Below are 22,246 nucleotides of genomic sequence, written 5' to 3' on the forward strand. Positions count from 1 at the left end.
AGGTAGGCTATTGCCCTTTTGGTTTCCTAGCTAGCGAGCTTGCGGATGTCCGCTACTTATCGGACGAGTCAGTTGAATCGTGACCGATGCCCCGGCTGGAATATCGATGTCGTTTGCGGTGTTGGCCGCCAGCAACCCGCCGCCGACCAGCCCGACTGCTCCGCCGATACCGACCCCGAGCGCTTTGCCGATGATATTGCCGGCGATCATGCCGCCGAGCGCCGTTCCCGCAGCCCGCGTGTAGTTGGTTTGTTTGTGCTGCTGCACGGCGACCACCGTCGCGTGGATGCGCGCCGTCGATCCGTCAGGAAAGCGAATCGTGTCGAAATTCAACTTCAAATGCGCCTTGCGTCCGATGTTGGCGCGATCGACTTGCGAGAGATGTCCGTAGATCGTCGAACCGCCCGACGTCACCATCGTGAACCGGTCTCCGTCTTGTGCGGTTTTCGAGCGAAGCTCTTGTTGGATCGTCCCCGATATCTGCGCCCCGGCCGGCTTGTAATATTGCGCGAGTGCCGCCACCGGTAACGCGAGTGCCGCGATCAGTGCAACGAGCGTGATGCGTAGTTTCATGTTCCCTCCAGTACCCGGTCCCCATAACCGTTCCCGTATTAGCGCCGAAGGCCGCGCTCGCTCGTCTTGCTGCCGGTATATCCCATTATCTTTTTCCATTCTCGCTCGACCACGGCATAGCACTCACAGGCTCCTGATTCCAAGCGCTCGCGATCCTTGACCGCAATACGCCCACGCATATACGAGATCGAACCGCCTTTCTGTAAGGCGGAAGCGGCAACGGTTACTCCGGCGCGCCGAACACCGAGCATCTGACTCAAGAAGTGATGCGTCAGTGAAATGACATCACCGTCAACGCGGTCATGTGCCATCAGCAGCCATCGTGCGCAGCGCTGGTTCACCGGATGGAGTCGATTGCACGCACCGGATTGCGAAACAGCGACGATCGTTGCTTGCGCATATCGCAAGAGATACGCGCCGAAATCCGGCTGTTTCTCGACGGCGGTCCGGAACGTTTTGGTGGACATGACCAGCGCAGAATCCGGAACCTGTACGACGTAGCGATGATTCGCGCTCGACTGCCCGAGCGCTACAGGAAGTCCCGTCGTCCCCTCACGGCCGATGATTCCGACCTCGGAGACTTTGCCGTCGGACATTTCCGAGACGACCGAGACGATGCTATTAAGGGGGAAATAGACTTCGCGAATCGTTTTCTGCGGAGCGTAAAGCGTTTCGCCCGACGCAGCGTCGGTGCGACGCAACGCAGACCGAAACGTTTTCAAAACCTGCGCTGGCAAGCAATCTAAAAAGAGATTGCCCGTGGGACGCGATTCCCCGGAAGCTGGCGTGACCGTTGGCTGTCAATTCTGCTAATTGGTAGAAATTAGCGAGTTGCGCTTGCTCGGTCAAGAAGATCTGCCCGGTTCTACCCGAGGCGATCTACGCAGCTTGCTTAAAAAGCACGGCGAGCACTAACAGCCTTCGGATGCGGTTCAGACCCACCTTTGTTTGGCATTTCCGCAAACAGGACTGTACGGAACCGTACATATTGGGTATGATGCTAATCGACGGCCATCTACCCCCAAGGGGACACCGTCCTTTAGGGGCGTTAATGGAGTGGTATTTCAGAGCAGCCGATGCGGCAAAAGCCGTTTCGGAACGACGGGCGTTCACGAAATTCTTGCGCGCCCGATGCACGCCCGGCTCCGATTGTCAGGCGGCGGAAATTGTTTTCGGCGAATTGGTGGCAAATGTCGTCCGGCATGCGCCGGGACCGATCGAGATCATGCTTCGAAGCACTCCGCGCGGCGCAGTCACGCTCGAAGTGTGTGATACCGCGGCTCATTTCAAGGTCACGCGACCAACCCAGCCCCCGCTCAATGCGGAAAGCGGGCGCGGACTTTATGTCATCTGGCATCTCTGCGGAAACTTGTCGCGCACCAAAACTCCGACCGGTGGCAAGATGAGCGTCGTGTTGCCGGTCGTTCGTTTGCAAACGCGTAACCTAGACGATGGCTCGCAGAAATTGCGCGAGCTCCGGAGTTTGAGGCAAATCGAATAGGTCGTCCGGTCTGCCGATCTCGTGGATTTTTCCCAGGTGCATAAAGATGAGTCGATCGCAAACTTTGCGGGCGAAGCTCATCTCGTGCGTCACGAGGATCATCGTCATTCCGCCGGCGGCGAGGCTCTCGACGACGCGTAGCACCTCGCCGACCAGCTCCGGATCGAGCGCCGACGTGATCTCATCGCATAGCAGCGCTTTAGGCGATGTGGCCAGCGCGCGTGCAATCGCCACGCGCTGCTGTTGTCCCCCTGAAAGCTGCGATGGAAAGTTCTCGAATTTTTCGCCGAGGCCGACCTGGGAAAGGCGCTCACGCGCGATTCGCTCCGCGTCGACGCGTGCCGCACCTTGAACGATGCGGGGCGCAAGCATCACGTTGCCGCCCGCCGACAAGTGCGGAAACAAATTGAACGACTGGAATACCATCCCCACGGTCTGCCGAACGGCGCGCACGTCGCGTGAGCTGCGATCGACGAGCCGGCCTTCGACGCGAATCGAACCCGCATCGTAGGTCTCGAGCGCGTTGATGCATCGCAACAGTGTCGATTTTCCCGAACCGCTACGGCCTATGATTGCTATCACCTCACCGCTTTCCACGCTCAGATCGATGCCACGAAGCACCTCGTTTTGTGCGAACCGTTTGTGCACGTTTGAAAGCTCAATGAGCGGCACGAAGCCTCCGCTCGAAGTCTCGACTCCAGACTGAGAGTGGGTAGCAGAGCGCGAAGTAGATGATCGCTACGAACCCGTAAACAAGGAACGGCTTGAACGTCGCGTTCGTGATGATGGTGCCGGCTTTGGTGAGCTCGACAAAGCCGATGATCGATGCGAGCGCAGTGCCTTTCACGACTTGCACGGAGAATCCGACGGTGGGCGCGACGGCGATGCGAATGGCCTGCGGCAAAATGACGTAACGTAGCATGTCGATGAACCGGAAGCCGAGACTCTCTGCGGCTTCGCGCTGACCCTTTGGAATCGCGTCAACGCATCCACGCCAAATCTCGGCAAGATATGCGCTGCTATACGCCGTCAGCGCGATCGACGCAGCGACGAGGGGTGAGATTTCGAAGCCGAGCAGCGAGATCCCGAAGAAGCACAGGAAGAGCTGCATCAAGAGCGGCGTTCCTTGAAGAACGTCGATGTAGGCAATACTCAGGGCGCGCAGCGCTCTGAGGTCGGAGACACGAAGCAACATGATTGCGAAACCGACGATGCCGCCGCCGACGAAGGCGATGACCGAGAGCACAATCGTCCAGCGCGTCGCGAGCAGCAGGTTGCGAACGATGTCCCATACGGTGAACTGATCCATTCGCGTTCAGCGCCTGGCGAACGCGAAGCGGCCGATGACGCCAAACGCACGCCGTATCGCGAAAGCAAAGACAAGATAGACCGCGCTGATGATGAAATAGACTTCGAAGCTGCGGAAGTCTCGAGACTGTATGAAGTTTCCGGCAAACGTAAGCTCTTCTGCAGAAATCTGCGACGCAACAGACGAGCCGAGCATGAGAATTACGAACTGACTGATGAGCGACGGATAGACATTTCGCAAGGCCGGAAGCAGGACGACGTGCAGAAATATCTGGAAACGCGTCATGCCCAGCGCTTCTCCGGCTTCGAGCTGCCCGCGACCGATCGATTCGATCCCGGCGCGAACGATCTCAACAGCGTAGGCTCCGAGATTGAGCGTCATCGCCAAGAGAGCTGCCTCGACGGCCGAGATCTTGAGACCCAGCGACGGCAGTCCGAAGAACACGAAGAAGAGCTGCACGATGAACGGTGTGTTGCGGATCAGCTCGACGTAGCCCGCGACAACGGCGCTCAAGACCGGAACGCGCGCCGATCGTATGTAAGCGCCGGCGACGCCGAGGAGCGTGCCGAACACGATCGCAATGAACGTGAGGACAAGCGTAAGCAACGCTCCGCGAACGAGGAGCGGCCAGTACTCGAGGACTGCGAGAAAATCGAAGTGGTAGCGCAACGCGCTACACTGGAAGATCCGGGGGCAGCGGCAACCCGAGCCACTTACGCGAGACCGCGTCGAGCGAACCGTTCTTCCTCGCCGCCGCAATGATCACGTTCACGCGTTCAAGCAGCTTGGGTTCGTCTTTGTTGAGACCGATGAAGCACGGCGAATCTTGGATAATGAATTTCTTCTCGGGTTTCACCGGCGGATTCTTTGCGAGAATTGCCGCGGCGACGACGTTACCGGTTGCAATCAGCTGCACTTGTCCAGAGAGAAACGCGGAGATCGTCGTGTTGTTGTCTTCGAAGCGCTTGATGTCGGCGGTAGGAGGCGCGATTTTCGTCAGGGCCAAATCTTCGAGGGCGCCGCGCGTGACGCCGATCGTCTTACCAGCAAGGTCATCAGCTTTATGAACGGTGATCGACGGCGGTCCGAACACGCCGGAATAGAATGGCGCGTACGCGGAGCTGAAGTCGATGACTTTCAATCGTTCGGCGTTCTTGCCGAGACTTGAAATGATGAGGTCGACTTTGCGTGTCTGTAGGTATGGTAGCCGGTTTGCGCTCGTTACCGGGACGAGCTCGAGCTTCACACCCAAGCCTTTGGCGATCAGACGTGCGGTGTCGATATCGTATCCTTGCGGCTGCATGTCGGGGCCCGAGGAACCGAACGGCGCAAAGTCTTGCGGAACCGCGATCCGAATTACGCCGGCCTTCGTTATATCGTCGAGTTCGTCCGCAAATGCCGGAGCCGAAACGGCGGCAAGCAAAATCGACGTAAATGTAAGACGCTTCATACGCGATTCTCTGCGGGCGGAGCCACGCGATGACCCTCTCGCAATGTCACAGCATTCCAGCGCCGAGTTAGACCTTTGGATAATAGCAATGGGCGATGACGGACTTGAACCGCCGACCTTCTCCGTGTAAAGGAGCTGCTCTCCCAACTGAGCTAATCGCCCGCGTTTTGCGCGGATGATCCTTCCGAATCGCGCCGCGCTTTAACCTTCCGGAGCGCGAGAACGGATGGCGATGGCAACGCACGCAATGACGGCAAGCGCATAGACGAGATCGCGCGGCCTTACTGCCTCGCGAACGATCACGTGTGAGATTCCGATCGTGACGAGCGGCTGCAGCACGAGCAGCTGGCTGATTCGAGCTGTACCTCCCAGCTGCATCCCCCTATACCACGCCATTGCACCGAGAAACATGCTGATTAGCGAGACCCAAGCAAAACCACCCCACGCAGCCGGTGACACGTCGTGGGGCGGTGATTTAATCAGATCGATTCCCAGAGGGACGATAACGACGGGGATCATCAATAGCAGCGCCCACGACAGCGTTTTGTCGGCGCCGAGCGTGTGCGAAAGGCGCGAACCTTCGACATACGCGATGCTCGTGCTGACGACGGCGGCTACGAAATAAAGGTCGGCCACGCCGAAACCGCCGCCGGATGCGAAGACATACGCCGTAACGGCAATGAGCGCGCCGATGCAGCCGACCCAAAACATTGCGGGTGGACGTTCGTGGTTCCGAATGACTGCAAGCGCAGCTGTCGCGGAGGGCGCGAAACCCGCAACGACGGCGCCATGAACGGATGATGCCGTCGCGAGACCGAGTGCCACGAACCATGGGTACCCTATCGCGAGACCGGCGCCGGTGACCGCGAGAACGGCGAGATCTCGCCAGGCGGGAACGCGGACGCGAGAGACGATCAACAACACCCCGCCGAGAGTGCCGGCGATGACGATGCGCCCCGCGGTTACGACAAACGGATCGAAGCCGGTTATCGCCAGCTTCGTGGCCGGAAACGTTCCACTGAAGGCGACGATCCCGATCATTCCAAGGAGCACGCCGCCGCGAAGGTTCACCGCAAAACGCTAAATCCGCTGATGCCTCGCGCTTGGTCTTCGCGGCGCTCGACGCGATCGACATGCGCGCCGCTCGGCGGATCGCGCAGGACCGCGTCGATGAAATCGTTTACGGCATCGTCATCGCCCTCGACGTCGATTTCGACCGCGCCCGACGCCAAATTACGCACCGTTCCGGCGACCGGAAATCGCGCGGCGAGACGAATGACGGTATAACGAAAGCCGACTCCCTGGACGCGACCGTGCAGCTCGAGAACGATGCGCGCTATGCCTTGACCTCGGCGCGCGCACCCTTCGCAGCACGCAAAAGCATCCCGCTGTCGCCCGAATAGCCGACAAGCGTGTAGCCCATTGCAACGCAATCATTCGCAAACGCGGCGTCATGAATCTGAATGCCGGCATATTTGCCGTGCTTTTTCGCAATTTGCGGTATGAGAGCGATCGCTTCCTTATACTTCGCGCTCATCTTCGACCAGATAAGCGCCGGCTCACCCATTGTTAGGGCCAAATCGTTCGGTCCGACGAAGAGCAAATCGACGCCTTCGGTCGCTGCGATCGAATCTGCATTCTTGACGGCTTCGGGCGTTTCGATTTGCACCATCAGCATCGTTTCCTCGTTCGCACGCGGACGATATTCGGGCATCTCCGCTCCGAATGCGATCGGTGCGCGAATCCCGCCGCAGCTCCGATTTCCAAGCGGCGGATATTTTGCATCGGCGACGGCCGCTTTGGCTTGGGTCGAGTCGTTGACGACGGGGACGAGCGTACCGTACGCACCCATATCGAGCACCTTCTGAATGAGCGACGATTCGTTCCATGTAACGCGTACGAATGGAACGCAACCCGCGGCCCGGCACGCGTTGATGAGATGGATAACGGCGCTACCGGCGATCGGACCGTGCTCGGTGTCGACCATCAGCCATTCGAATCCGGCGGCGGCCATGATTTCAGCAGACAGCGGGCTCTCGAAGGCGAGCCACGAACCGACGCTTACGCCACCAGCCCGCAATTTGTTTCTTACTGTGTTTTCACGCATTACCCAAACTATGCGTCTCCTGACGCCGTTCCTGTTTGCGACAGTTGTCGCTCCGGCCGCAGCCGCGACGTTGCCTGCTGTGCTCGCGCCGCCACCGCCGTTTCCGCGGATCGTCGCGCAATCGGTCCTCAGCGAGTTCGTAGCGCCCGGCGTCACGCGCGCCAACTATCGGCTCGCGACGGTAAACGGTCCACTTATCATCTCGGTCGTTGCGGTCGACACACACGACTCGACCGTGCGCCTCGCCGACGTCATCGCGAACGATCGCTTGGTCTCAGTGGGCGAAACAGTTTCAGCCATGGCGCTGCGCACGCACGCAATCGCCGGGATCAACGGCGACTATTTCGATATCGGACAAACGAACCAGCCACTCGGAATTGTGGTGAGCGACGGCACACTCGTGCGCACGCCGAGCCGTCGCGTCGCACTTGACATCGGTCGCGACGGAAGCGTTCACTTTGAACCGTTCAGCTTCAAAGGCACGGCGACGTTCAACGGGACGACGATACCGCTAACGGCGGTGAACGAATGGCCACCGCAAGGTGGCGCGTCGTTGCTCACCGCCGCGTTCGGGCCTCTTTCTGCGACGACGCAGGACATCACGCTCGTCTCACTCGGCGCACTCGGTGCTGCGAATGCACTCAGCGGGGACTATCGTGTGATCGGCGTTTATCCCGCGACGACCGGTCCGCTCGGAACACCGACGCTTGCACTCGGACCGGCCGCGCTCAAACTCACGCCGCCACCGCAACCGGGCGATACGGTCACGATTGCAGGCGACACCGCTCCACCGCTCGCGACGATTGCAACCGCAATCGGCGGCGGACCCGCATTGCTCGTCGACGGAAAGCCGTACAGCGATCCGAATGCACCGGCACCGGAAGAACGCAATCGCCGTTTCCCTGTCTCAGGTGCAGCGCTCAGCGCGAACGGAACGTTGTACTTGATTGCCGTCGACGGCCGCGATCCGTCGCTTTCGATCGGCCTCACGCGTCCGGAATTCGGTGCGTTGATGGTGGGCCTTGGCGCAAGCGACGGCATGGCATTTGATTCGGGTGGTTCATCGACGCTTGTCGCTCGGCGTCTCGGCGAAACCCTGACGAGTCTTCTCAACATGCCGTCGGACGGCAGCGAACGTCCCATCGCCGACGGCCTCTTCGTTTATAGCGATGCCGCGCAGGGGCCGCCCGCGCGGCTCGCGCTCCAACCCTCACGCGTCGTCGCCGTGCGAGGCGCGCGCGTGCGCGTCACCGCCGCGATCACGGATGCAGCCGGACATCTGCTTGGACCCGCACCGAGTTTGACGATCGATGCAGAACGCTCGGAGACGCTGCCCGTGCGCAGCGGCGTGCTGCGCACCGAGCTTCCGATTGACGTCGTCGACCGCGTTGCGCGTCTCACAATTGGTCCGGCGCGTCCGAATCCGGATCCGAACGGAAGCATCGAGCTAACCGCGGACGCATACGATGCATCCGGACGTCCGATCGCTACAAGCGGTGCAGTTCATTGGACTGCAGACGGCGGAACGTTCATCGAGCCCGGTCTTTTTCACGCCGGCCCGCGCGATGCAGTCGTGACCGCATCGGTTGGCGGCGTCAACGCAAAGACGACCGTTCGCGTGGGGCGTCACGAAGTTCCCGTGCCGGGTTTTTTGCCACTTGGGATTGCGCTCAACTACGATTTCACCGGCGGCACACGCATTGCGAGCGCGAACGGATCGTATGCCCTCCCCGGCGATCCGCTCAGCTTCACGATTGAAATCAACGGTGACGCGAGCGGCATCGGATTGCGCGCTGCATTCGTCAATGGTCTCGGCGAGCGAACCGCGCTCACGCTGGCGAAGCGCGTCGACTGGCGTGGGTGGCAGCGGCGCACGATCGTGATTCCGGGCTTAGTGAATCCACCGATTCACCTGGTCTCGCTCTACGCCGTCAATTCGCTCGGAACGCCTACGGTACACGCGGCCGGAAACATCGGCTTTCGCAATCCGACCGTTATTCTTCCGGGAACGCCGTGAAGCGCCGAGACGCGCTGGCAACGATTGCCTCCACCCTGATCGCTGCGTCACCGCATGCGGTGCGTGCAGAAGCGAGCGGCGTCCCGGTCTTCATGTATCATCACGTCAACAACACGATTCCGAGCAGTCCGCTCGCACTCGGTCTCACGTTGCCGACCGGATCATTCGAAGCGCAGCTGCGCTATCTCGCAAGCCACAAGATCGCGACGCTTACGGCCGGTGAGCTTGCCGACGCGCTCTCGCGCGACGAACATCCTACACGCACTGTCGTCCTCACGTTTGATGACGGATATGAAGACAGCTCCACCGTGATCGCGCCGCTCTTAGCGCGCTACGGCGCACGTGCAACATTCTTCGTCAATGCCGGAACGATCGAACACCGCAATCATTTGAGTTGGCGCGAGATGCGCGCGTTACGCGCGGCGGGCTGCGAAATCGGCGCGCATGGAATGCATCATCTCGATCTCTCGACGCTCGACCGCGATGGTCAGCTCCACGAGGCCGGCGATTGCGTCGCGCGCATTGAGCGCTTTCTCGGCGTGCGTCCGGTCAGCTACGCGTATGCGAGCGGCGCGTATAACAAGACGACGCTCGACGTGATGCGCGAGATCGGCATCCATTCGGCGTGGACCGAGCACGTGGCGCGGGCGAAAGACGTTCGCAATCCATATGAAATGCCACGTCTGCGCATTACGCGCGACATGACGGTCGATGGATTCGCGGCGCTGGTTAGCGGTTAGGCGAGGGCGTTGACGTTGTTGCCGACGCCGAGCGACTTCATCAGGATATCGACCTGAGCCGCCTGCAGGTTCTCGACGCCCTTGAGCACGGGAATCGCGACGGACGACGTTCCGTTGGCTGCAATCGAACTAACTGCACTGATATCCATGATGTCTAACGCGTTCGGGAGCCCGGCGAGCCCTCCCCCATCGGGGGCCGTGCGGAGGGTCACTGTCTGGGAGCGGCTGTAGCGTAGTCCTTGCCGATAATGATCGTGACGTCGTGCTGGGCGGCGGAGACGTCGGCCAGGACCTGGGCGCTCGCCAGGTTCATGTCGCGCCGCAGGACGCCGTCAATCCCAGGGGGGGCGGTGGGCGCCAAGCGGATCACGGTGGTGGCGTACGAGGGTCTGTCGGCGCGAGAGACCGCGGCAATTGCGAAGCCTTCCTTGTGGAGGGCGGAGGCCAGGCTGGTGGCGAGACCGGGGACGCCGCTGCCGTTTTCAACCCGCAGGCGGACCTTGCTCGGATCGAACTGCGGCTCGAAGAGGCTCGCGACGATCCTGGCTTTGGCAGGCTCATCCGGGATCAACATGTCGCCCGCGTAGCCGGTGGCGCGATCGCCGGTGAACGGGATTTGCGTCGTTTTGAGATTCGCGAGATTGAAGTTCGAGTAGGCGTTCGCAAGACTCAGCAGCTCTTGCGGCTTGAAGTTCGTCGCGACGTCGCGGCGGGTCACATCGACGAGATCGCGCAGATGAAAGACATCGTTGAGCTTGTCCTTTTCGAGCTTGGCAAGCACGACGCGAATGACTTGTTGCTGGCGCTTGATGCGGCACGGATCGCTGCACGCGTCGTGACGAAAGCGCATGTACGAGACGGCTTGCTCACCGTTCATGTGATAGACTTTTCCGCCCGTGAAATGAATGTGCAGATGACCCCAACTGTCGTCGTAGTTCATCGTCTCATCGGGAACAACATCAACGCCGCCGATTGCATCGACCAAATCTTTGGTCGCGGCGATGCGCAGGACCATATAGCGGTCGAAATAGCGGTTGGGCGCAACTTTCGGGAGTCCAAGCCAGGATCCGATGACGTTGTCGGCTTCGGTAATTCCGCCGTTCGAATACGCGGCGTTGATCTTGTCATCGTGACCGTCAAACGTTGCTTCCATGTCCCGGGGAACCGAGACGAGATGAATCTGCGACGTTTTCAGATCGAGCGCGGCAACCATGATCGTGTCGCTACGCGCGTGCGCCGACGACGGCATGTCGATCTTCGTATAGTCGTAGTCGACGCCGAGCAGCAGCACCGCCAACCTGTCTTTGTTGAACAGTGACTCCGGCGCCGGAACAGCCAATGTCGCAGCTTGATGCACGAAGCGCGCGACGAGTGCTTCGCGTTCGCGTTCATCGATTCGCAGAATCGTTGTCGTCAGCACCAGGCCGGCGAGCACGGCTGCGATAAAACTTATGCCAAGTACACGAAATTTGGTGTGCTCAGCTAATCCTCTGAACATGCAGTCGCGCGAGTTCCGGCACGTCTTTGCCGGCCTCCTTTCGACCTGGGAATTACCCAGGAAACGCGATTTCTACTAATGTAGATACTATTAAAACGACGCGTGAGGAAACCGACGTTTGCCGCAGTCGCGGCACTGGCCCCGCTGATCCTTTTGCCGCTCCTTGCAGCGGCCGCGTCCGAGCATGCCAGTTTCACGAGCGGAGCCGTTCGCGAAACCTTCGTGGCGACGGCGAGCGGCGGGGTGGAATACGACGTCGTGCTCGACTCAGATCTCTCAGCAGTGAGAAAGCTTCGCAATGAGGCTCGCCGCCGTACGAACGCCTTCAAACACGGAAATTTCATTGACCCAACCAATCCTCACGGCGACCTGGTTCCGGGCTTGCGCGAGATGCGTCACCAATGGGGACGGCTGCACGTTCGCTGTGACGACCTTCCGAACGGTTCACGGATCCGCTATATGACGCGCGATCCCGTGATGGTCGAGGCGCTGCACCAATGGTTCGCCTCGCGCGTCGTCAATAAGATTCGCTAGCCGTCCTTGAATGGGTGCTCACTCGGATCGAGCACTTCGCTGAAACTCGGTCCTTGCGTTTCGAACGGCAGCTCTTTAGGAATACACAGCATGTTTGTCGTGACGATGTTCGGATACAGATTCTCGGCATTCTGCTTGAAGTTCGCGGGATTGTAGAGCGGCGTCACATGCCAAAACGCGCGGTAATTGAGCGCGTACAGTAACTCGATGAGCTCATGCGAGCGATCGATGCGATCGTTCTCGACGTACATTACCGGACGGAATCGCGCGAGAAATTTGCGTCCGCCCTCGAGCACTTCGGCTTCCATCCCCTCGACGTCAACTTTTACGAGATCAGCCGCATGCACGTCGAGATAGTCGTCGAGCATGATGCGCTCGACAGGCCGGCCTTCCTTGAATTCGGAAACTGCGATGCCGCCATAATTTGCTTCGACGGAATAATCGATCTCCGGAATCAAGACCGAGCCGTGCGTCGACCCGAGCGCCGCGTGCACGCAATCGACGTTCGGCAAGTCGTTCAGCGCAACGTTCGCGTTCAGCACTTGAAAGATCGGGCGTTGCGGTTCGAATGCATACACGAAACCGCTCGCACCTACGTGCTTCGCCAGCGGGATCGTGTGGTCGCCGATGTTCGCGCCGAGATCGAAGATCGTGCTGCCCGGCGCGCTCAGTTGCCGCAACAGCTCGAGCTCGAACTCGTGAGCTTCGCCATATGCCTCAAGCGCTTTACCTATGTAAACGTCGTTCGGATTGTAGAGGAAGCGGCCGTAGCGTGTCTGAGTCAGACGGTTGATTTCACGCACGCCGGGTAGTATTGGAGGCAGTCATGCGCAGGTCCGCCAGCTTCGTTCTAACCGTAGCAGCAGTCACCGTACTCGTCGCCGCGTGCGTGCCGGGCTCGGAAGTTCCGCCAATCAAGTCCCCGATCAGCGCGGAGCCGTTCCCTACGGCCACCTCGACGGCGATGCTGGCCAATCCGAGCGCGATGACGATCAGTAAATCAGCGTATCCGTCCGGCGGTACGTCCTATCCCGGCGTGACGGTGTCGCAGCCTAGCGCGAGCGTCGCGCCCGTGGTCGTTACTGCGCAATCGACGTGCATTACAAACGGTAACATGAGCATTTTCAGCGCGACGCCGAACGGCAACGCAACAACGGTGGAAGTTGAGCCGCTCGTCATCGGACAGTGCGTCATTCAGTTCGGCGGGCAGGACGGTGTTACGCTGCTGGTGCCGGTGACGATAACGAACTAGTTCAGAACGATTATTTCTTTGCCGTTCTCGTCGAACATGAAGCGCGTTGAAAAACGCTCTTCTTTTTTGCCGTCCGTTATCTTCGAGTGGATCGTAAGACGGTGCATGTTCTTGCCGCGCCACGGCGCGACGCCTCCATACTCGAATTGAACCAGCGGATGCGGCTTGTCTTCGAGCGGCGCGAGGCGGTGGCGCTTGACGAGCTCGGCGAAGAGCTTGTGCTGAAACGCCTGCGGTAGCATCCGCGCGACGTCATCCGTCTTGGGCTTGGCGGTTTCGAGCTGTTCTTGTGCTTTGTTTTTCTCCTGAACATCCTCGCCGGAGATGAAGCGCACAACAGCGTCCCAATCGTCAGCCGCGATGCCGACGAACTTCAACCCGTAGCACTCGACCGCTTTACCGTTGTGATTGACTTTGTTGTGCCAAACCGGAATGCAACGCATGTTGACGACACGCGTGTCGAGGGTGGCGCGTACGCTGTATTGCACATCGCCCGTCTCCTCTTGCGTGAGAATGCACATGCCCTCATCGCTGAGATCGACACCGATCGCGGGCCGCCACGTTTCGCCGTCGAGGCTATAGGCGGCTTTGTAGCCCTTTTTGACGCGCTCATGCTCGCGACGATTCGAGGCCTTGCCACCGAACAGTCCCATCAAGTTTGAAAGCACAAGCTACCTACTCTCAATAAGCAGAACCCGCAACTGGAGACTACGACTCCCTTGGAGAGTTTTCCGCTGGGCGCTTGGTGGGAAAGGATCCAACATGCGTCCGCTTTTCGTTGCAATTTTCGCTTTTGCGCTGCTCGCCGGGGCGCTCGGCCTCTCCGGCCGTCGCGCCGTTGCCCAAATGCCGCCAGCGACGGCACCACCGGTCGCCTCGGTAATCACTGCCGGCTCCGCGATCGAAGGCACGCTCACATCCGTCGGCGGCTCCGGCGCCGTTCTCCAAACGCCGAGCGGCCAGAGCGTGAACCTCGCGTTTCGGCCGCGCGGTTACCTGCTCGTCGATCCAAGCCCGCAAGCGCTATCGGCCGGAATGCGCGTTTTCGCGGTCGGTTTCGCGCGCACTGACGGGACCATCGACGTCGGCGAAATCGACGTTCTCGTTCCGACCAACTTATTGTTGGTAACCCCCGCGCCCGCTCAAACCTAAAAAGTCTGCCCGAACGGCCCCGCTCCGAGGGTGACGCCGCTGGGTACTTTTTTGAGCGAGGACCTACTACATGCGAACGCGCCTGCTCCGCGCGCTGGCCGCGCCACTCCTTATTGCTACCCTTGGACTCGGCCGAAGCAGCATCGAGTGCGTGCCGCTGTTTGCTCAGTATGCATCCGAAGAACCCTCGTTACGCTCGTACAGCGTCCCGCTCCACGCGACGGTTGCGATCCACAAGCTATTCACGTTTCACGTGGGGATGGACGGCATGGCATATTTCCGCCGGCCGGACCGTTTCGCCGTTGACGTTCACGGAGTTCCGGAACGTTATCGCAAGACGTTTGCAAAACTCGGGACGCCGAGAACGTGGCCTGAGTCGTACGATATGCAGGTCGTCGGCGTCGACGGAACGGGCGCCGGCCGCATCTACCATTTGCGCGGGACGCCATATCATTCGTGCGAGGTCGATCATCTCGAAGCCGACGTCGGAAGCGGAAATGCGCCGGTCAAAGCGACGTGGTACATGCGCGATGGCGGAACGATCGCAGCGACGATCGAGTTCACGAACGTCGGCACCTATTCGGTACCCAAGGCCGAGCACGCCGACATCGATTCCGGCGGCTTCAGAATCCACGCCGATCTCGAATTCGGCGACTATGAGGTCAACGGTCAGGTTTCGGACGCGCTCTTCTGAAGACTGCGGCGTAACTGAGCTCGCGCTCTAGCTCGAACGCACCGGTTGCTTCGACCGTCTCGCGCTCGACGGGTGTGTGATACAGCAAGGTAACTTCACGCGGCAGCGCGAGCATATGCTCGAGCACGCTTGCGAGAATGTTGGCGCGAAACGGATTGTAGAGGTAGACGGCAAGATTCCCGCGCGGAAATTTGTACTCCGCAGCATCGGCGCGAATCAGGCGGATGTCATGGCATCGCAGCGCATCCGGCTCGAATCGCGCAACGTTCTCGCGCGCGACCTCGTGAAGCGCTCCCGAGATCTCGACGCCCGCGACCATCTTGAACGGCCGGCGCGCAGCTAGCAAAACGACGCGCCCCATCCCCGATCCGATGTCAACGAACGTCGTCGCTTCAAGCGGCTGCGGGATCGCATCGAGCAACGCTTCGGCTTCACGAATCGGCGTTGGCTCGTAGTGCGTCGCAAATTCGAGACTCGGCCCGATCGCTTCGGGGTCGAGTGTGTTCAAGAAGATCAGCGCTTCGGTCGTGACGTGATTCTCGGCGTCGAAGCGTTGGCCGGCCCGGCGGCCGCTCGTGCGGAAACGCACGGGGCGGATATTCGTCCAACCCATTGAATCACCGCCCGGATGAAGTCGAAGATCACGGGTGATACGCTTCCGGTCCTCGAGATCGGACTCGAGCTCGGCGACATGATCATCGCCGAGCCCGGTGAGTTTTCTTGGATGACGCAAAACGTCGTCTTGAACACGACGCCGATGACGGCCGGCGCTAAGGGATTGTTCGGCGTGCTGGGGCGCGCGCTCTCCGGCGGCGGATTGTTCATGACGGAATATAGCGCGCAAGGGGGCCCCGGCTTGATCGCGTTTGCCGCGAAAGTTCCCGGACATATCCTCGAATTGCAAGTGCAGCCCGGACGCGGCTACATGATTCACCGGCATGGATTCTTGTGCGCAACGAGCGGCCTCGAGCTGACGATGGGCTTTCAACGCTCGCTCGGTGCGGGAATTTTCGGTGGAAACGGTTTCGTCTTACAACGGCTCGGCGGCGCGTGCACGGCGTGGGTCGAGCTCGGCGGCGCAATCGTCACCTACGATTTGGCGCCCGGTGAAACGCTGCAAGTTCATCCGGGCCACGTAGGGATGTTCGAAGAGAGCGTGAGCTTCGACGTTACGCTGCTGCCCGGAATTCGCAACATCTTTTTCGGCGGTGACGGGTTGTTCGTCGCACGGCTCACGGGGCCGGGGAAAGTTTGGCTGCAATCGTTGACGCTTCCGAATCTCGCGCACGCACTCGCACCGTACATCGGCGGTGGAGCTCAGACGTCAGGTTCGATTCAAAGTGGTATCGCCGGCGGGTTAGCCGGTAGTGTTCTGCGCGACTTCTTCGGCCGCTGAAACATATCGGGATCGTCGCCTCGAACGCGCGGGCCTGATTTCTTGATCGTGCGCTTTCGCTCCTGATCGACAAGGGCAACTCGGCGCTCCCCGTCCTGGATACGACTCGGTTGCTGGCCCGTGCCGCCCTGCGCCAGGCGGTTTAGGAGCCGCCTTCGTTCCTGGGAATAGCCTGGCACAATTTGGTGTCTTTACAGGTGTGATTTGATGTGGTATGTAGCTGCTGTGAAGGATGCTGTTCGGGGTGATATCAGCGCCCATGAGCACGCGATGGAGATCCCGATCGAGGACGTCGTGCGGGAACTCGTCGCTCTGCTCGGCGCGACCACGGTTGCCGTCATAGGCGGCGTCAAAGAGACACGTGCTGTTACGCAATGGCTTAGCGGCCGATCGCCCCAACGACCACACGTCTTGCGGTTCGCGTTACAGCTCGGAACGATGATCGCGACTCAGGCGAATCACGAGATGGCTCGCGCTTGGTTTCACGGTTCCAATCCGCAGCTCGGCGATGCAATCCCGATGATGGTGCTGCGAGATAGTGAGCTGCGTGATATCCAGAGCCTCTTGCTTGCGGCGGCCCGGTCATTCGCAGCCCGATAAACACACCGTAAATCACGCCGAGGTACACGCAGGCTTTCGCCGCGTAAAGCGCACGCAAGACGGTAGCTTGTTTCCCCGTCGCATATGCGTCAGCATGTGTGCGTGGTAGATCGCATCAACTACTCCACTTCGCCACTCGTAGTTATCCGTGAGACCCTGCCGAACGTGGAGGTCCTGCACGTCTTCGGCGATGCCGACATCGCAACGGCCTCCGAGCTCGAGAGCTCGATCAACGAGATCGACGGCTCTCTTCCGTTGATCGTGGATCTCTCCGAATGCCGGTTTATCGATACGACCGCCATCTCGGTGCTGATCCGAGCCTTCAGGCGCCTCGGTGACAAGTTCCGGATTGTCGTCGCGCCGAAGAGCCACGTCGAACGTGTCCTCAATATCACCCATTTGCCGGCAATCATGTCGGTATCGACCAGCCTCGAAGAAGCTTTCAAAGTCGCTTAAGCTTCTCGGCGGCGCGGTTTCTCTCGTCGTCCTAATCGGGCTCGCCGTGCAGGCGGCTGCAGCCGATCCGGACGTCATCGCGCTCGCGAACGGACGGCACCTCATCGTCGTCCAACCCGACGTTCCGCCTGCGAAAGGCGTCGTGTTGCTCATTCCGGGCGGTACGACGTTGCTTAAGCTCGGGCCCAAAGGCCAGACGGATTCCTCGAACTTCGTAATTCGCACGCGTCCGTTTCTGCTTGCGAACGGCTACGCGATCGCCTACATGGACAATCCGTCCGACTTAGGCGAGGCAATCGGACGCCTGCGCGCGATGGCAAAACCGGTTATCATCGAAAGCACGAGTCGCGGAACGATCGTCGCTGGTTCGAATGCTGCGCGACTTGGCCCGAATGGACCCGATCTGCTGATCCTTACGTCGCCAGTCACCGTCGGAAACGATTCGTTGGCGCGGGTCGACGTTCACTCGATCACGATTCCTGCGCTCGTGGTCACCAACGATAATGACACGTGCAGCGCCTCACCTCCGAACGGAGCGCGCGCCCTCGCGGAACGCCTTGGTTCCGCAACGATTTTGCATTTCTCCAGCTCGCAGCGGAGCGGGAGCGTCTGCGAACCGCTTTCACCGCACGGTTATCTTGGAATCGAAACCGACGTGATGCACCAGATCATCAACTGGATCGAGTCTCCGCGCTAGCGACCTGGCCAGCCCCGTTTTTCTAGTGCCGAATGGAGCCGTTCCAGATCGGCGTCGTCAACGTATGCCTGCGCACAGAAGCGAATCAACAGCGCACCCATCATGCTGTTCGAATTGACCTGAATCCGCTCGTCGGCCCAAAGCATCTCTTTGAGAGCTTCACCGTCGCCTTCTTCCGTTGCTCGGCGTTGCGGCAAAATAAAGGCTCGCATTGCGGCCGACATCTCGATCGGCGCGATCGGCTTCGCACCCAGAGTCTGAAGTAGCTGGGTGCCGCGCTCGACCAAAGCGTGGTTATGCCGCCGGAATTTCTCAGCTCCGAGCTGGTTGAAAAACGCGATTGCCGCCGGAATGGCAAGCCATCCCGAGTTGTCACGCGTCCCGCAGTAATCGAACGAACGAGGAAAGCCCATTTCGATGAAATGACTCGTGAGAACGGGCCGCGTGATCGGCGCGACTGCCGGCGACGCGTAGAAGAACGCCGTTCCCTTAGGACCGTAGAGCCACTTGTGCACGTTGCTCGTGTACCAATCCGGCTTCAGCTCGGCGACGTTCAGCGGAATTTGACCGACGGCATGCGCGCCGTCCACGTGCACGAGAATGCCGAGCGCGTGCAGATCCTCAATGATTTCGGCCAGCGGAAAGAGCAAAGCCGTCGGCGACGTGATGTGATCCACGATTGCGAGCTTGACGCGCTTGTTTGACGCGTCGCGATAGCGCTTACGGACGTCGTCCGGATTCGTCGGCATCGGAATTTGCACGACGTTCGGAATGGCGCCCGTCTCCTTACAACGCTGTTCGACCGCGAGACGAACGGCATTGTATTGATGGTTCGTGATCAGGATCTCGTCGCCGGGACGAAAATCGACCGACTGCAACACCGATTGCGTTCCGGTCGTCGCGTTCTCGACGAGCGCAACGTTGTCGGCGGAGACGCTGACGAACTCGGCGATCGCGGTGGCCGCCGAACGGACTGCCGTGACCCGATGCCGCGGAACGACGTCCTTCGTGAAGAACTCGTCGGGCTGCGTTTCCATCCAGGTTCGAATGCGCTCTTGTTCGCGCAACACGGGAATCGGACACGCCCCGAACGACCCGTGATTGAGGAACGCGCCATCCTCTTGCAGCAGAAATTGCGCGCGGAGCGTGCGTCCGAAACCTGATTCCATTCGAGAGGCGCTTTTTGCGCTGCAGATCAATCTTCATGCCGTGCCCGAGCTTCCGGACGTCGCTGCATACATCACGGCGCTCGAGCCGCGTGTGATCGGTCAGCCGGTCGAGAGCACGGCGGTCGCGAGCGTCTCACTGCTGCGCACTGCGGATCCGCCGCTTGCGAGCGTCGTCGGAAAGACGGTGCGCAAGCTGCGGCGCATCGGCAAACGAATCGCATTCGGCCTCGACGACGACCTTTGGCTCGTGTTGCATTTGATGATTGCGGGGCGCTTACACTGGCGTGCGCCGGGAACCAAGCTCGCAGGACGCAATCAGCTCGCCGCCTTTGGGTTTCCCGAAGGCACGCTCGTCCTGACGGAAGCCGGGAGCAAACGCCGGGCACAGTTACACGTACTACGCGGTACGGAGGCGGCAAACGTGCTCGACGCCGGCGGAATCGACGTCTTCGCAAGCGACCTCGCGACGTTCAAGGCTGCGATGACCGCCGAGAATCACACGCTCAAGCGCTCGCTGACCGATCCACGCATCCTCAGCGGAATCGGCAACGCGTATTCCGACGAGATACTGCACGCGGCGCACCTTTCGCCGATCGCCCAAACGCGCAAGCTCACGGACGCCGAGTGGAAACGTCTCTTCGAGGCGACGCGCGCAACGCTGCAACTGTGGATCGACCGGCTTCGCGAGGAAGTGAAGGGCGATTTCCCCGAACGCGTTACCGCATTTCGCGAAGACATGGCGGTCCACGGACGGCACGGCAAACCATGTCCGCGATGCGGCAGCCCGGTACAGCGCATCAGTTACGCCGACAACGAGACGAATTATTGCGCGAAGTGTCAGACCGGCGGCGTGCTGCTCGCAGACCGGAGTCTCTCACGGCTTCTCAAAGGCGACTGGCCCAAGACGCTCACCGAACTCGAAGAGAAGTTTACATTGAAGTAACTACAAGTGTACGGTCAAGACCGCGCTCTGCCCGGCGATTCCGTCGATCGTCGCTGTGCAATTTCCGCCTAATCCGAGCGCCGTCACGAGGAACGTTCCGGGCGACGTCTGCGAGACAGAGATCAGTCCCAAGCCGGAGCAGCTGGGTGCAGAGGGAATTGTGAACGTATTCGCAGCGTTACCGGTTTGCGTCGCGGTTACCGTACCGGTCGCAAGAATCGACAGCAGCGTTAAGACGTTCTGCGATAGCATCACCGGTCCGGGTGTCGGAGTCGGAGTCGGAGTCGGTGACGGTGTCGCGCCAGGAGGCGTTGGAGTCGGCGACGGCGTCGGAGTCGGTGTCGCCGTTGGCGTCGGTGAGGGTGTCGGCGTTGCAGTTGGTGTTGGTGAAGGTGTCGGCGTCGGCGAGGGCGTCGAACCTGGCGGAGTCGGCGTTGCCGTTGGAGTCGGCGTCGGGCTAGGCGTCGGCGCAGGCGGAGGCGTCGGATTGAGGATGGCGCCGTTCGGATTGATCGTCGCAGGGACGATCGCGCTCGCTTGAACGCCGTTGACCTGCGCGTTGATGGTAACGGCACTCGAGAACGACGCACCGTTGTACGCGATCGGGATGGCGTTGGCGGGCCCGCCGATCATGGTGCCTGACGGTAACGTGAAAGTTCCCGTCCCGTCGGAATTCACGATCGTTACGGACGTCGAGAACGACCCGGGCAGCAAGATGATATTGCCGCCGGCGTCTTGAGCGACAACGCTCACCGTTCCACTCGACGATTGTCCCGCCGAAAACGTCCCGTAGACGTTGACGGCCAATGATGCGATCGTCGCATTGACCGTGAGATTGACGACGAAACCTTGCCCGAACACGACCGCAACGGTACTCGTTGCGGTACCCAAGACGCTTCCCGTTCCGTTCGCACCATCATACAACGTTATCGTGATCGTGGGATTGCCGGCCGGTGCGTTGATCGGAATCGCGCAATTGCGTCCATTTGCCGCGACCGTGCATAACGGCGACGTCGCCGAGAGGTCGGCGGTCGTCGTCGCAAGGTCAGTGACGGCAATCGTTCCCGACAGCACGGACGGTGAGACGAAGCGCGGGCGCCGGATCGATGCCGGCACGCTCGTCCCCGTCGGAATGAAAATCGTCGCGGTGCCTTTCGACGTCGACGACGACGCGGGCGTTCGTGATGCGCTCGATGACGAGCCGCCGCCGCACCCGCTGGCAACAAATGCAATGACGGCAACGAGAGCGCCGAGTTGCCGTAATGTAATGCGCTGCATCATCGTTTCGGCCGGGACTGCAGATTAACGAGACCGCTCGACGTCGGGAGTGGCGTTGGACCGGCGCCGTGCTTGTCGACGAGGACGGCCCCAGCAGCTGCGGCGGCAGCGGCACCGAGAACCTGACCTGTCGCGTCATGCGGCGGTTCGAGCACTACGGGTGCGGCAGCACTCGGGTCGGTCGAGAGACCTGCCTCGGAAAAGCTCTGCAGAATCGAGCCGGTCGTGCTTACGGTACTGACGGCACCGGCGGACGTTACGACGAGAGTCTGTCCGCTTACGAGCGGATACGCGTTCGAACCAATGGTCACGACAACGTCGTTTGGGCTGCAGGCAAGACACGAGATGACGTCGCCGTTCGTGGCGCTGGACGAGATGAGTCCGATCGTCCCGCGCACGGCTACATTTGAACTCGGAGTGACGAACGTGTAGTTCGATACCGCGCCTTTTGGATGCTTGACGTCGAACCGCAGCGTCCCGCCGGACTGAGGTATGCTGATCGTGGACGACGCATTTTCCGCCTGCCTGATCGCATTGACTTCGATTCGCGAGTTCGCGCCGATTCCGACTAGGGATGAATCCGGGAGCGTAAGGAGAGCGCGCGATCGCTGACCGACGACGGCGAAGCTGCCGTCGGAAACGAGCTGCTCACCCGCAACCGCAACATATGGCGCACCAGCGGTTTGCGTATAACCGACCTCACCGGCAACGTGCCGGAGAACTGTACCAACTGCGGCGACTCCTTGCCGTGTGAAGCCAGTGGCCACAAAAAACGCAAGGAGCGCGACAAGAAATGCGACTTTCCTCATCGAGCGATGGGAGCAATTTTCGAGCGCGCGCTCGGCTCCTTCGAACCGGCGGCAAAATGTGACGAGGGTTA

Annotated in this window: 29 protein-coding genes and 1 tRNA gene; 12 read left to right on the top strand and 18 right to left on the bottom strand. The window is 60.3% G+C overall.

Annotated features, from left to right (window positions below; all coding sequences use genetic code 11):
* Nucleotides 1–30: 30 nt before the first annotated feature.
* Complete coding sequence (locus VGG22_06805; protein ID HEY1728063.1) at nt 31–573, bottom strand: hypothetical protein; 543 nt, start codon at nt 571–573, stop codon at nt 31–33.
* 38 nt (nt 574–611) lie between these two features.
* Entirely contained in the window at nt 612–1,295 is a 684-nt protein-coding gene (locus VGG22_06810; protein ID HEY1728064.1) for a Crp/Fnr family transcriptional regulator, read from the bottom strand.
* A 329-nt stretch (nt 1,296–1,624) separates the two neighbouring features.
* On the opposite strand from VGG22_06810, the gene VGG22_06815 reads away from it, so the two are divergent.
* Entirely contained in the window at nt 1,625–2,074 is a 450-nt protein-coding gene (locus VGG22_06815) for an ATP-binding protein (protein ID HEY1728065.1), read from the top strand.
* Here VGG22_06815 and VGG22_06820 read toward each other — a convergent pair.
* The 8 genes from VGG22_06820 to VGG22_06855 form a co-directional block, all read right to left on the bottom strand.
* Nucleotides 2,018–2,746 carry an amino acid ABC transporter ATP-binding protein gene (locus VGG22_06820; GenBank protein HEY1728066.1) on the bottom strand — a complete coding sequence of 243 codons (729 nt, stop codon included), beginning with the start codon at nt 2,744–2,746 and terminating at the stop codon, nt 2,018–2,020. The two genes, VGG22_06815 and VGG22_06820, sit on opposite strands and share 57 nt — an antisense overlap.
* Nucleotides 2,733–3,383 (bottom strand): amino acid ABC transporter permease, encoded by a 651-nt coding sequence (locus VGG22_06825; GenBank protein HEY1728067.1) that lies wholly within the window; start codon nt 3,381–3,383, stop codon nt 2,733–2,735. The genes VGG22_06820 and VGG22_06825 overlap by 14 nt, the downstream gene beginning before the upstream one ends.
* Nucleotides 3,384–3,389: 6 nt before the next feature.
* A complete protein-coding gene (locus VGG22_06830) occupies nt 3,390–4,052 on the bottom strand; it encodes an amino acid ABC transporter permease (GenBank protein ID HEY1728068.1) in 663 nt (220 codons plus the stop codon).
* Nucleotides 4,053–4,056: 4 nt separating this feature from the next.
* Nucleotides 4,057–4,833, bottom strand: a complete 777-nt coding sequence (locus tag VGG22_06835; GenBank protein ID HEY1728069.1) for a transporter substrate-binding domain-containing protein — start codon at nt 4,831–4,833, stop codon at nt 4,057–4,059.
* Nucleotides 4,834–4,922: 89 nt separating this feature from the next.
* Nucleotides 4,923–4,995: transfer RNA gene (locus VGG22_06840), tRNA-Val, on the bottom strand.
* A 39-nt stretch (nt 4,996–5,034) separates the two neighbouring features.
* Nucleotides 5,035–5,904 (bottom strand): DMT family transporter, encoded by an 870-nt coding sequence (locus VGG22_06845; GenBank protein HEY1728070.1) that lies wholly within the window; start codon nt 5,902–5,904, stop codon nt 5,035–5,037.
* A complete protein-coding gene (locus VGG22_06850) occupies nt 5,901–6,266 on the bottom strand; it encodes an acylphosphatase (GenBank protein ID HEY1728071.1) in 366 nt (121 codons plus the stop codon). Before VGG22_06850 ends, VGG22_06845 begins: the two co-directional genes overlap by 4 nt.
* Nucleotides 6,170–6,940 carry an aldolase/citrate lyase family protein gene (locus VGG22_06855; protein ID HEY1728072.1) on the bottom strand — a complete coding sequence of 257 codons (771 nt, stop codon included), beginning with the start codon at nt 6,938–6,940 and terminating at the stop codon, nt 6,170–6,172. Before VGG22_06855 ends, VGG22_06850 begins: the two co-directional genes overlap by 97 nt.
* Nucleotides 6,941–6,950: 10 nt before the next feature.
* Here VGG22_06855 and VGG22_06860 point away from each other — a divergent pair, with 10 nt between their 5' ends.
* Together VGG22_06860 and VGG22_06865 are read left to right on the top strand one after the other, a co-directional pair.
* Nucleotides 6,951–8,957, top strand: coding sequence for a phosphodiester glycosidase family protein (locus VGG22_06860; GenBank protein ID HEY1728073.1), 2,007 nt, complete (start codon nt 6,951–6,953; stop codon nt 8,955–8,957).
* Entirely contained in the window at nt 8,954–9,697 is a 744-nt protein-coding gene (locus tag VGG22_06865; GenBank protein HEY1728074.1) for a polysaccharide deacetylase family protein, read from the top strand. Before VGG22_06860 ends, VGG22_06865 begins: the two co-directional genes overlap by 4 nt.
* On the opposite strand, the gene VGG22_06870 is transcribed toward VGG22_06865, so the two are convergent.
* Both VGG22_06870 and VGG22_06875 read right to left on the bottom strand, forming a co-directional pair.
* The gene (locus tag VGG22_06870) at nt 9,694–9,846 is read right to left on the bottom strand and encodes a hypothetical protein (GenBank protein HEY1728075.1); all 153 of its coding nucleotides are present in this window, start codon (nt 9,844–9,846) and stop codon (nt 9,694–9,696) included. The genes VGG22_06865 and VGG22_06870 overlap by 4 nt on opposite strands.
* Before the next feature lie 59 nt (nt 9,847–9,905).
* The gene (locus VGG22_06875; protein ID HEY1728076.1) at nt 9,906–11,132 is read right to left on the bottom strand and encodes an LCP family protein; all 1,227 of its coding nucleotides are present in this window, start codon (nt 11,130–11,132) and stop codon (nt 9,906–9,908) included.
* Nucleotides 11,133–11,297: 165 nt separating this feature from the next.
* Between VGG22_06875 and VGG22_06880 the strand changes: the two genes are divergently transcribed.
* A complete protein-coding gene (locus VGG22_06880; GenBank protein ID HEY1728077.1) occupies nt 11,298–11,729 on the top strand; it encodes a hypothetical protein in 432 nt (143 codons plus the stop codon).
* Here VGG22_06880 and VGG22_06885 read toward each other — a convergent pair.
* Nucleotides 11,726–12,532 (bottom strand): FkbM family methyltransferase, encoded by an 807-nt coding sequence (locus VGG22_06885; GenBank protein ID HEY1728078.1) that lies wholly within the window; start codon nt 12,530–12,532, stop codon nt 11,726–11,728. The genes VGG22_06880 and VGG22_06885 overlap by 4 nt on opposite strands.
* 23 nt (nt 12,533–12,555) lie before the next feature.
* Here VGG22_06885 and VGG22_06890 point away from each other — a divergent pair, with 23 nt between their 5' ends.
* Nucleotides 12,556–12,981 carry a hypothetical protein gene (locus tag VGG22_06890; GenBank protein HEY1728079.1) on the top strand — a complete coding sequence of 142 codons (426 nt, stop codon included), beginning with the start codon at nt 12,556–12,558 and terminating at the stop codon, nt 12,979–12,981.
* Here VGG22_06890 and VGG22_06895 read toward each other — a convergent pair.
* Complete coding sequence (locus VGG22_06895) at nt 12,978–13,634, bottom strand: PilZ domain-containing protein (GenBank protein ID HEY1728080.1); 657 nt, start codon at nt 13,632–13,634, stop codon at nt 12,978–12,980. The genes VGG22_06890 and VGG22_06895 overlap by 4 nt on opposite strands.
* A gap of 109 nt (nt 13,635–13,743) precedes the next feature.
* Here VGG22_06895 and VGG22_06900 point away from each other — a divergent pair, with 109 nt between their 5' ends.
* Both VGG22_06900 and VGG22_06905 read left to right on the top strand, forming a co-directional pair.
* A complete protein-coding gene (locus tag VGG22_06900) occupies nt 13,744–14,133 on the top strand; it encodes a hypothetical protein (GenBank protein ID HEY1728081.1) in 390 nt (129 codons plus the stop codon).
* Between the two features lie 70 nt (nt 14,134–14,203).
* Nucleotides 14,204–14,827 (top strand): hypothetical protein, encoded by a 624-nt coding sequence (locus VGG22_06905; GenBank protein HEY1728082.1) that lies wholly within the window; start codon nt 14,204–14,206, stop codon nt 14,825–14,827.
* Here VGG22_06905 and VGG22_06910 read toward each other — a convergent pair.
* A complete protein-coding gene (locus tag VGG22_06910) occupies nt 14,796–15,416 on the bottom strand; it encodes a methyltransferase domain-containing protein (protein ID HEY1728083.1) in 621 nt (206 codons plus the stop codon). The genes VGG22_06905 and VGG22_06910 overlap by 32 nt on opposite strands.
* A gap of 39 nt (nt 15,417–15,455) precedes the next feature.
* On the opposite strand from VGG22_06910, the gene VGG22_06915 reads away from it, so the two are divergent.
* The 4 genes from VGG22_06915 to VGG22_06930 all read left to right on the top strand — a co-directional run bounded on the left by VGG22_06915 (nt 15,456) and on the right by VGG22_06930 (nt 17,976).
* Complete coding sequence (locus tag VGG22_06915; GenBank protein HEY1728084.1) at nt 15,456–16,223, top strand: AIM24 family protein; 768 nt, start codon at nt 15,456–15,458, stop codon at nt 16,221–16,223.
* Between the two features lie 270 nt (nt 16,224–16,493).
* Entirely contained in the window at nt 16,494–16,823 is a 330-nt protein-coding gene (locus VGG22_06920) for a hypothetical protein (GenBank protein HEY1728085.1), read from the top strand.
* A gap of 84 nt (nt 16,824–16,907) precedes the next feature.
* On the top strand, nt 16,908–17,279 hold the full coding sequence (locus tag VGG22_06925) for an STAS domain-containing protein (protein ID HEY1728086.1): 372 nt from the start codon (nt 16,908–16,910) through the stop codon (nt 17,277–17,279).
* Nucleotides 17,280–17,325: 46 nt separating this feature from the next.
* Nucleotides 17,326–17,976 carry a hypothetical protein gene (locus VGG22_06930; GenBank protein ID HEY1728087.1) on the top strand — a complete coding sequence of 217 codons (651 nt, stop codon included), beginning with the start codon at nt 17,326–17,328 and terminating at the stop codon, nt 17,974–17,976.
* Here VGG22_06930 and VGG22_06935 read toward each other — a convergent pair.
* Complete coding sequence (locus tag VGG22_06935) at nt 17,973–19,145, bottom strand: aminotransferase class V-fold PLP-dependent enzyme (GenBank protein ID HEY1728088.1); 1,173 nt, start codon at nt 19,143–19,145, stop codon at nt 17,973–17,975. The genes VGG22_06930 and VGG22_06935 overlap by 4 nt on opposite strands.
* Between VGG22_06935 and VGG22_06940 the strand changes: the two genes are divergently transcribed.
* Nucleotides 19,123–20,088, top strand: a complete 966-nt coding sequence (locus VGG22_06940) for a DNA-formamidopyrimidine glycosylase family protein (protein ID HEY1728089.1) — start codon at nt 19,123–19,125, stop codon at nt 20,086–20,088. The genes VGG22_06935 and VGG22_06940 overlap by 23 nt on opposite strands.
* On the opposite strand, the gene VGG22_06945 is transcribed toward VGG22_06940, so the two are convergent.
* On the bottom strand, nt 20,089–21,369 hold the full coding sequence (locus tag VGG22_06945) for a hypothetical protein (GenBank protein ID HEY1728090.1): 1,281 nt from the start codon (nt 21,367–21,369) through the stop codon (nt 20,089–20,091).
* Nucleotides 21,366–22,133, bottom strand: coding sequence for a FecR domain-containing protein (locus tag VGG22_06950; protein ID HEY1728091.1), 768 nt, complete (start codon nt 22,131–22,133; stop codon nt 21,366–21,368). The genes VGG22_06945 and VGG22_06950 overlap by 4 nt, the downstream gene beginning before the upstream one ends.
* Between the last annotated feature and the right edge of the window lie 113 nt (nt 22,134–22,246).

This window comes from Candidatus Baltobacteraceae bacterium (genome assembly GCA_036489885.1).
GTDB lineage: Bacteria > Vulcanimicrobiota > Vulcanimicrobiia > Vulcanimicrobiales > Vulcanimicrobiaceae > JAFAMS01.

What these genes read in the sequence shown, in the direction of transcription:
- VGG22_06805 (HEY1728063.1), bottom strand. Translation starts at nt 573, where the DNA reads ATGAAACTACGCATCACGCTCGTTGCACTGATCGCGGCACTCGCGTTA.
- VGG22_06815 (HEY1728065.1), top strand. Translation starts at nt 1,625, where the DNA reads ATGGAGTGGTATTTCAGAGCAGCCGATGCGGCAAAAGCCGTTTCGGAA.
- VGG22_06825 (HEY1728067.1), bottom strand. Translation starts at nt 3,383, where the DNA reads ATGGATCAGTTCACCGTATGGGACATCGTTCGCAACCTGCTGCTCGCG.
- VGG22_06835 (HEY1728069.1), bottom strand. Translation starts at nt 4,833, where the DNA reads ATGAAGCGTCTTACATTTACGTCGATTTTGCTTGCCGCCGTTTCGGCT.
- VGG22_06855 (HEY1728072.1), bottom strand. Translation starts at nt 6,940, where the DNA reads ATGCGTGAAAACACAGTAAGAAACAAATTGCGGGCTGGTGGCGTAAGC.
- VGG22_06860 (HEY1728073.1), top strand. Translation starts at nt 6,951, where the DNA reads ATGCGTCTCCTGACGCCGTTCCTGTTTGCGACAGTTGTCGCTCCGGCC.
- VGG22_06870 (HEY1728075.1), bottom strand. Translation starts at nt 9,846, where the DNA reads ATGGATATCAGTGCAGTTAGTTCGATTGCAGCCAACGGAACGTCGTCC.
- VGG22_06890 (HEY1728079.1), top strand. Translation starts at nt 12,556, where the DNA reads ATGCGCAGGTCCGCCAGCTTCGTTCTAACCGTAGCAGCAGTCACCGTA.
- VGG22_06895 (HEY1728080.1), bottom strand. Translation starts at nt 13,634, where the DNA reads ATGGGACTGTTCGGTGGCAAGGCCTCGAATCGTCGCGAGCATGAGCGC.
- VGG22_06900 (HEY1728081.1), top strand. Translation starts at nt 13,744, where the DNA reads ATGCGTCCGCTTTTCGTTGCAATTTTCGCTTTTGCGCTGCTCGCCGGG.
- VGG22_06905 (HEY1728082.1), top strand. Translation starts at nt 14,204, where the DNA reads ATGCGAACGCGCCTGCTCCGCGCGCTGGCCGCGCCACTCCTTATTGCT.
- VGG22_06915 (HEY1728084.1), top strand. Translation starts at nt 15,456, where the DNA reads ATGAAGTCGAAGATCACGGGTGATACGCTTCCGGTCCTCGAGATCGGA.
- VGG22_06920 (HEY1728085.1), top strand. Translation starts at nt 16,494, where the DNA reads ATGGAGATCCCGATCGAGGACGTCGTGCGGGAACTCGTCGCTCTGCTC.
- VGG22_06925 (HEY1728086.1), top strand. Translation starts at nt 16,908, where the DNA reads ATGCGTCAGCATGTGTGCGTGGTAGATCGCATCAACTACTCCACTTCG.
- VGG22_06935 (HEY1728088.1), bottom strand. Translation starts at nt 19,145, where the DNA reads ATGGAATCAGGTTTCGGACGCACGCTCCGCGCGCAATTTCTGCTGCAA.
- VGG22_06945 (HEY1728090.1), bottom strand. Translation starts at nt 21,369, where the DNA reads ATGATGCAGCGCATTACATTACGGCAACTCGGCGCTCTCGTTGCCGTC.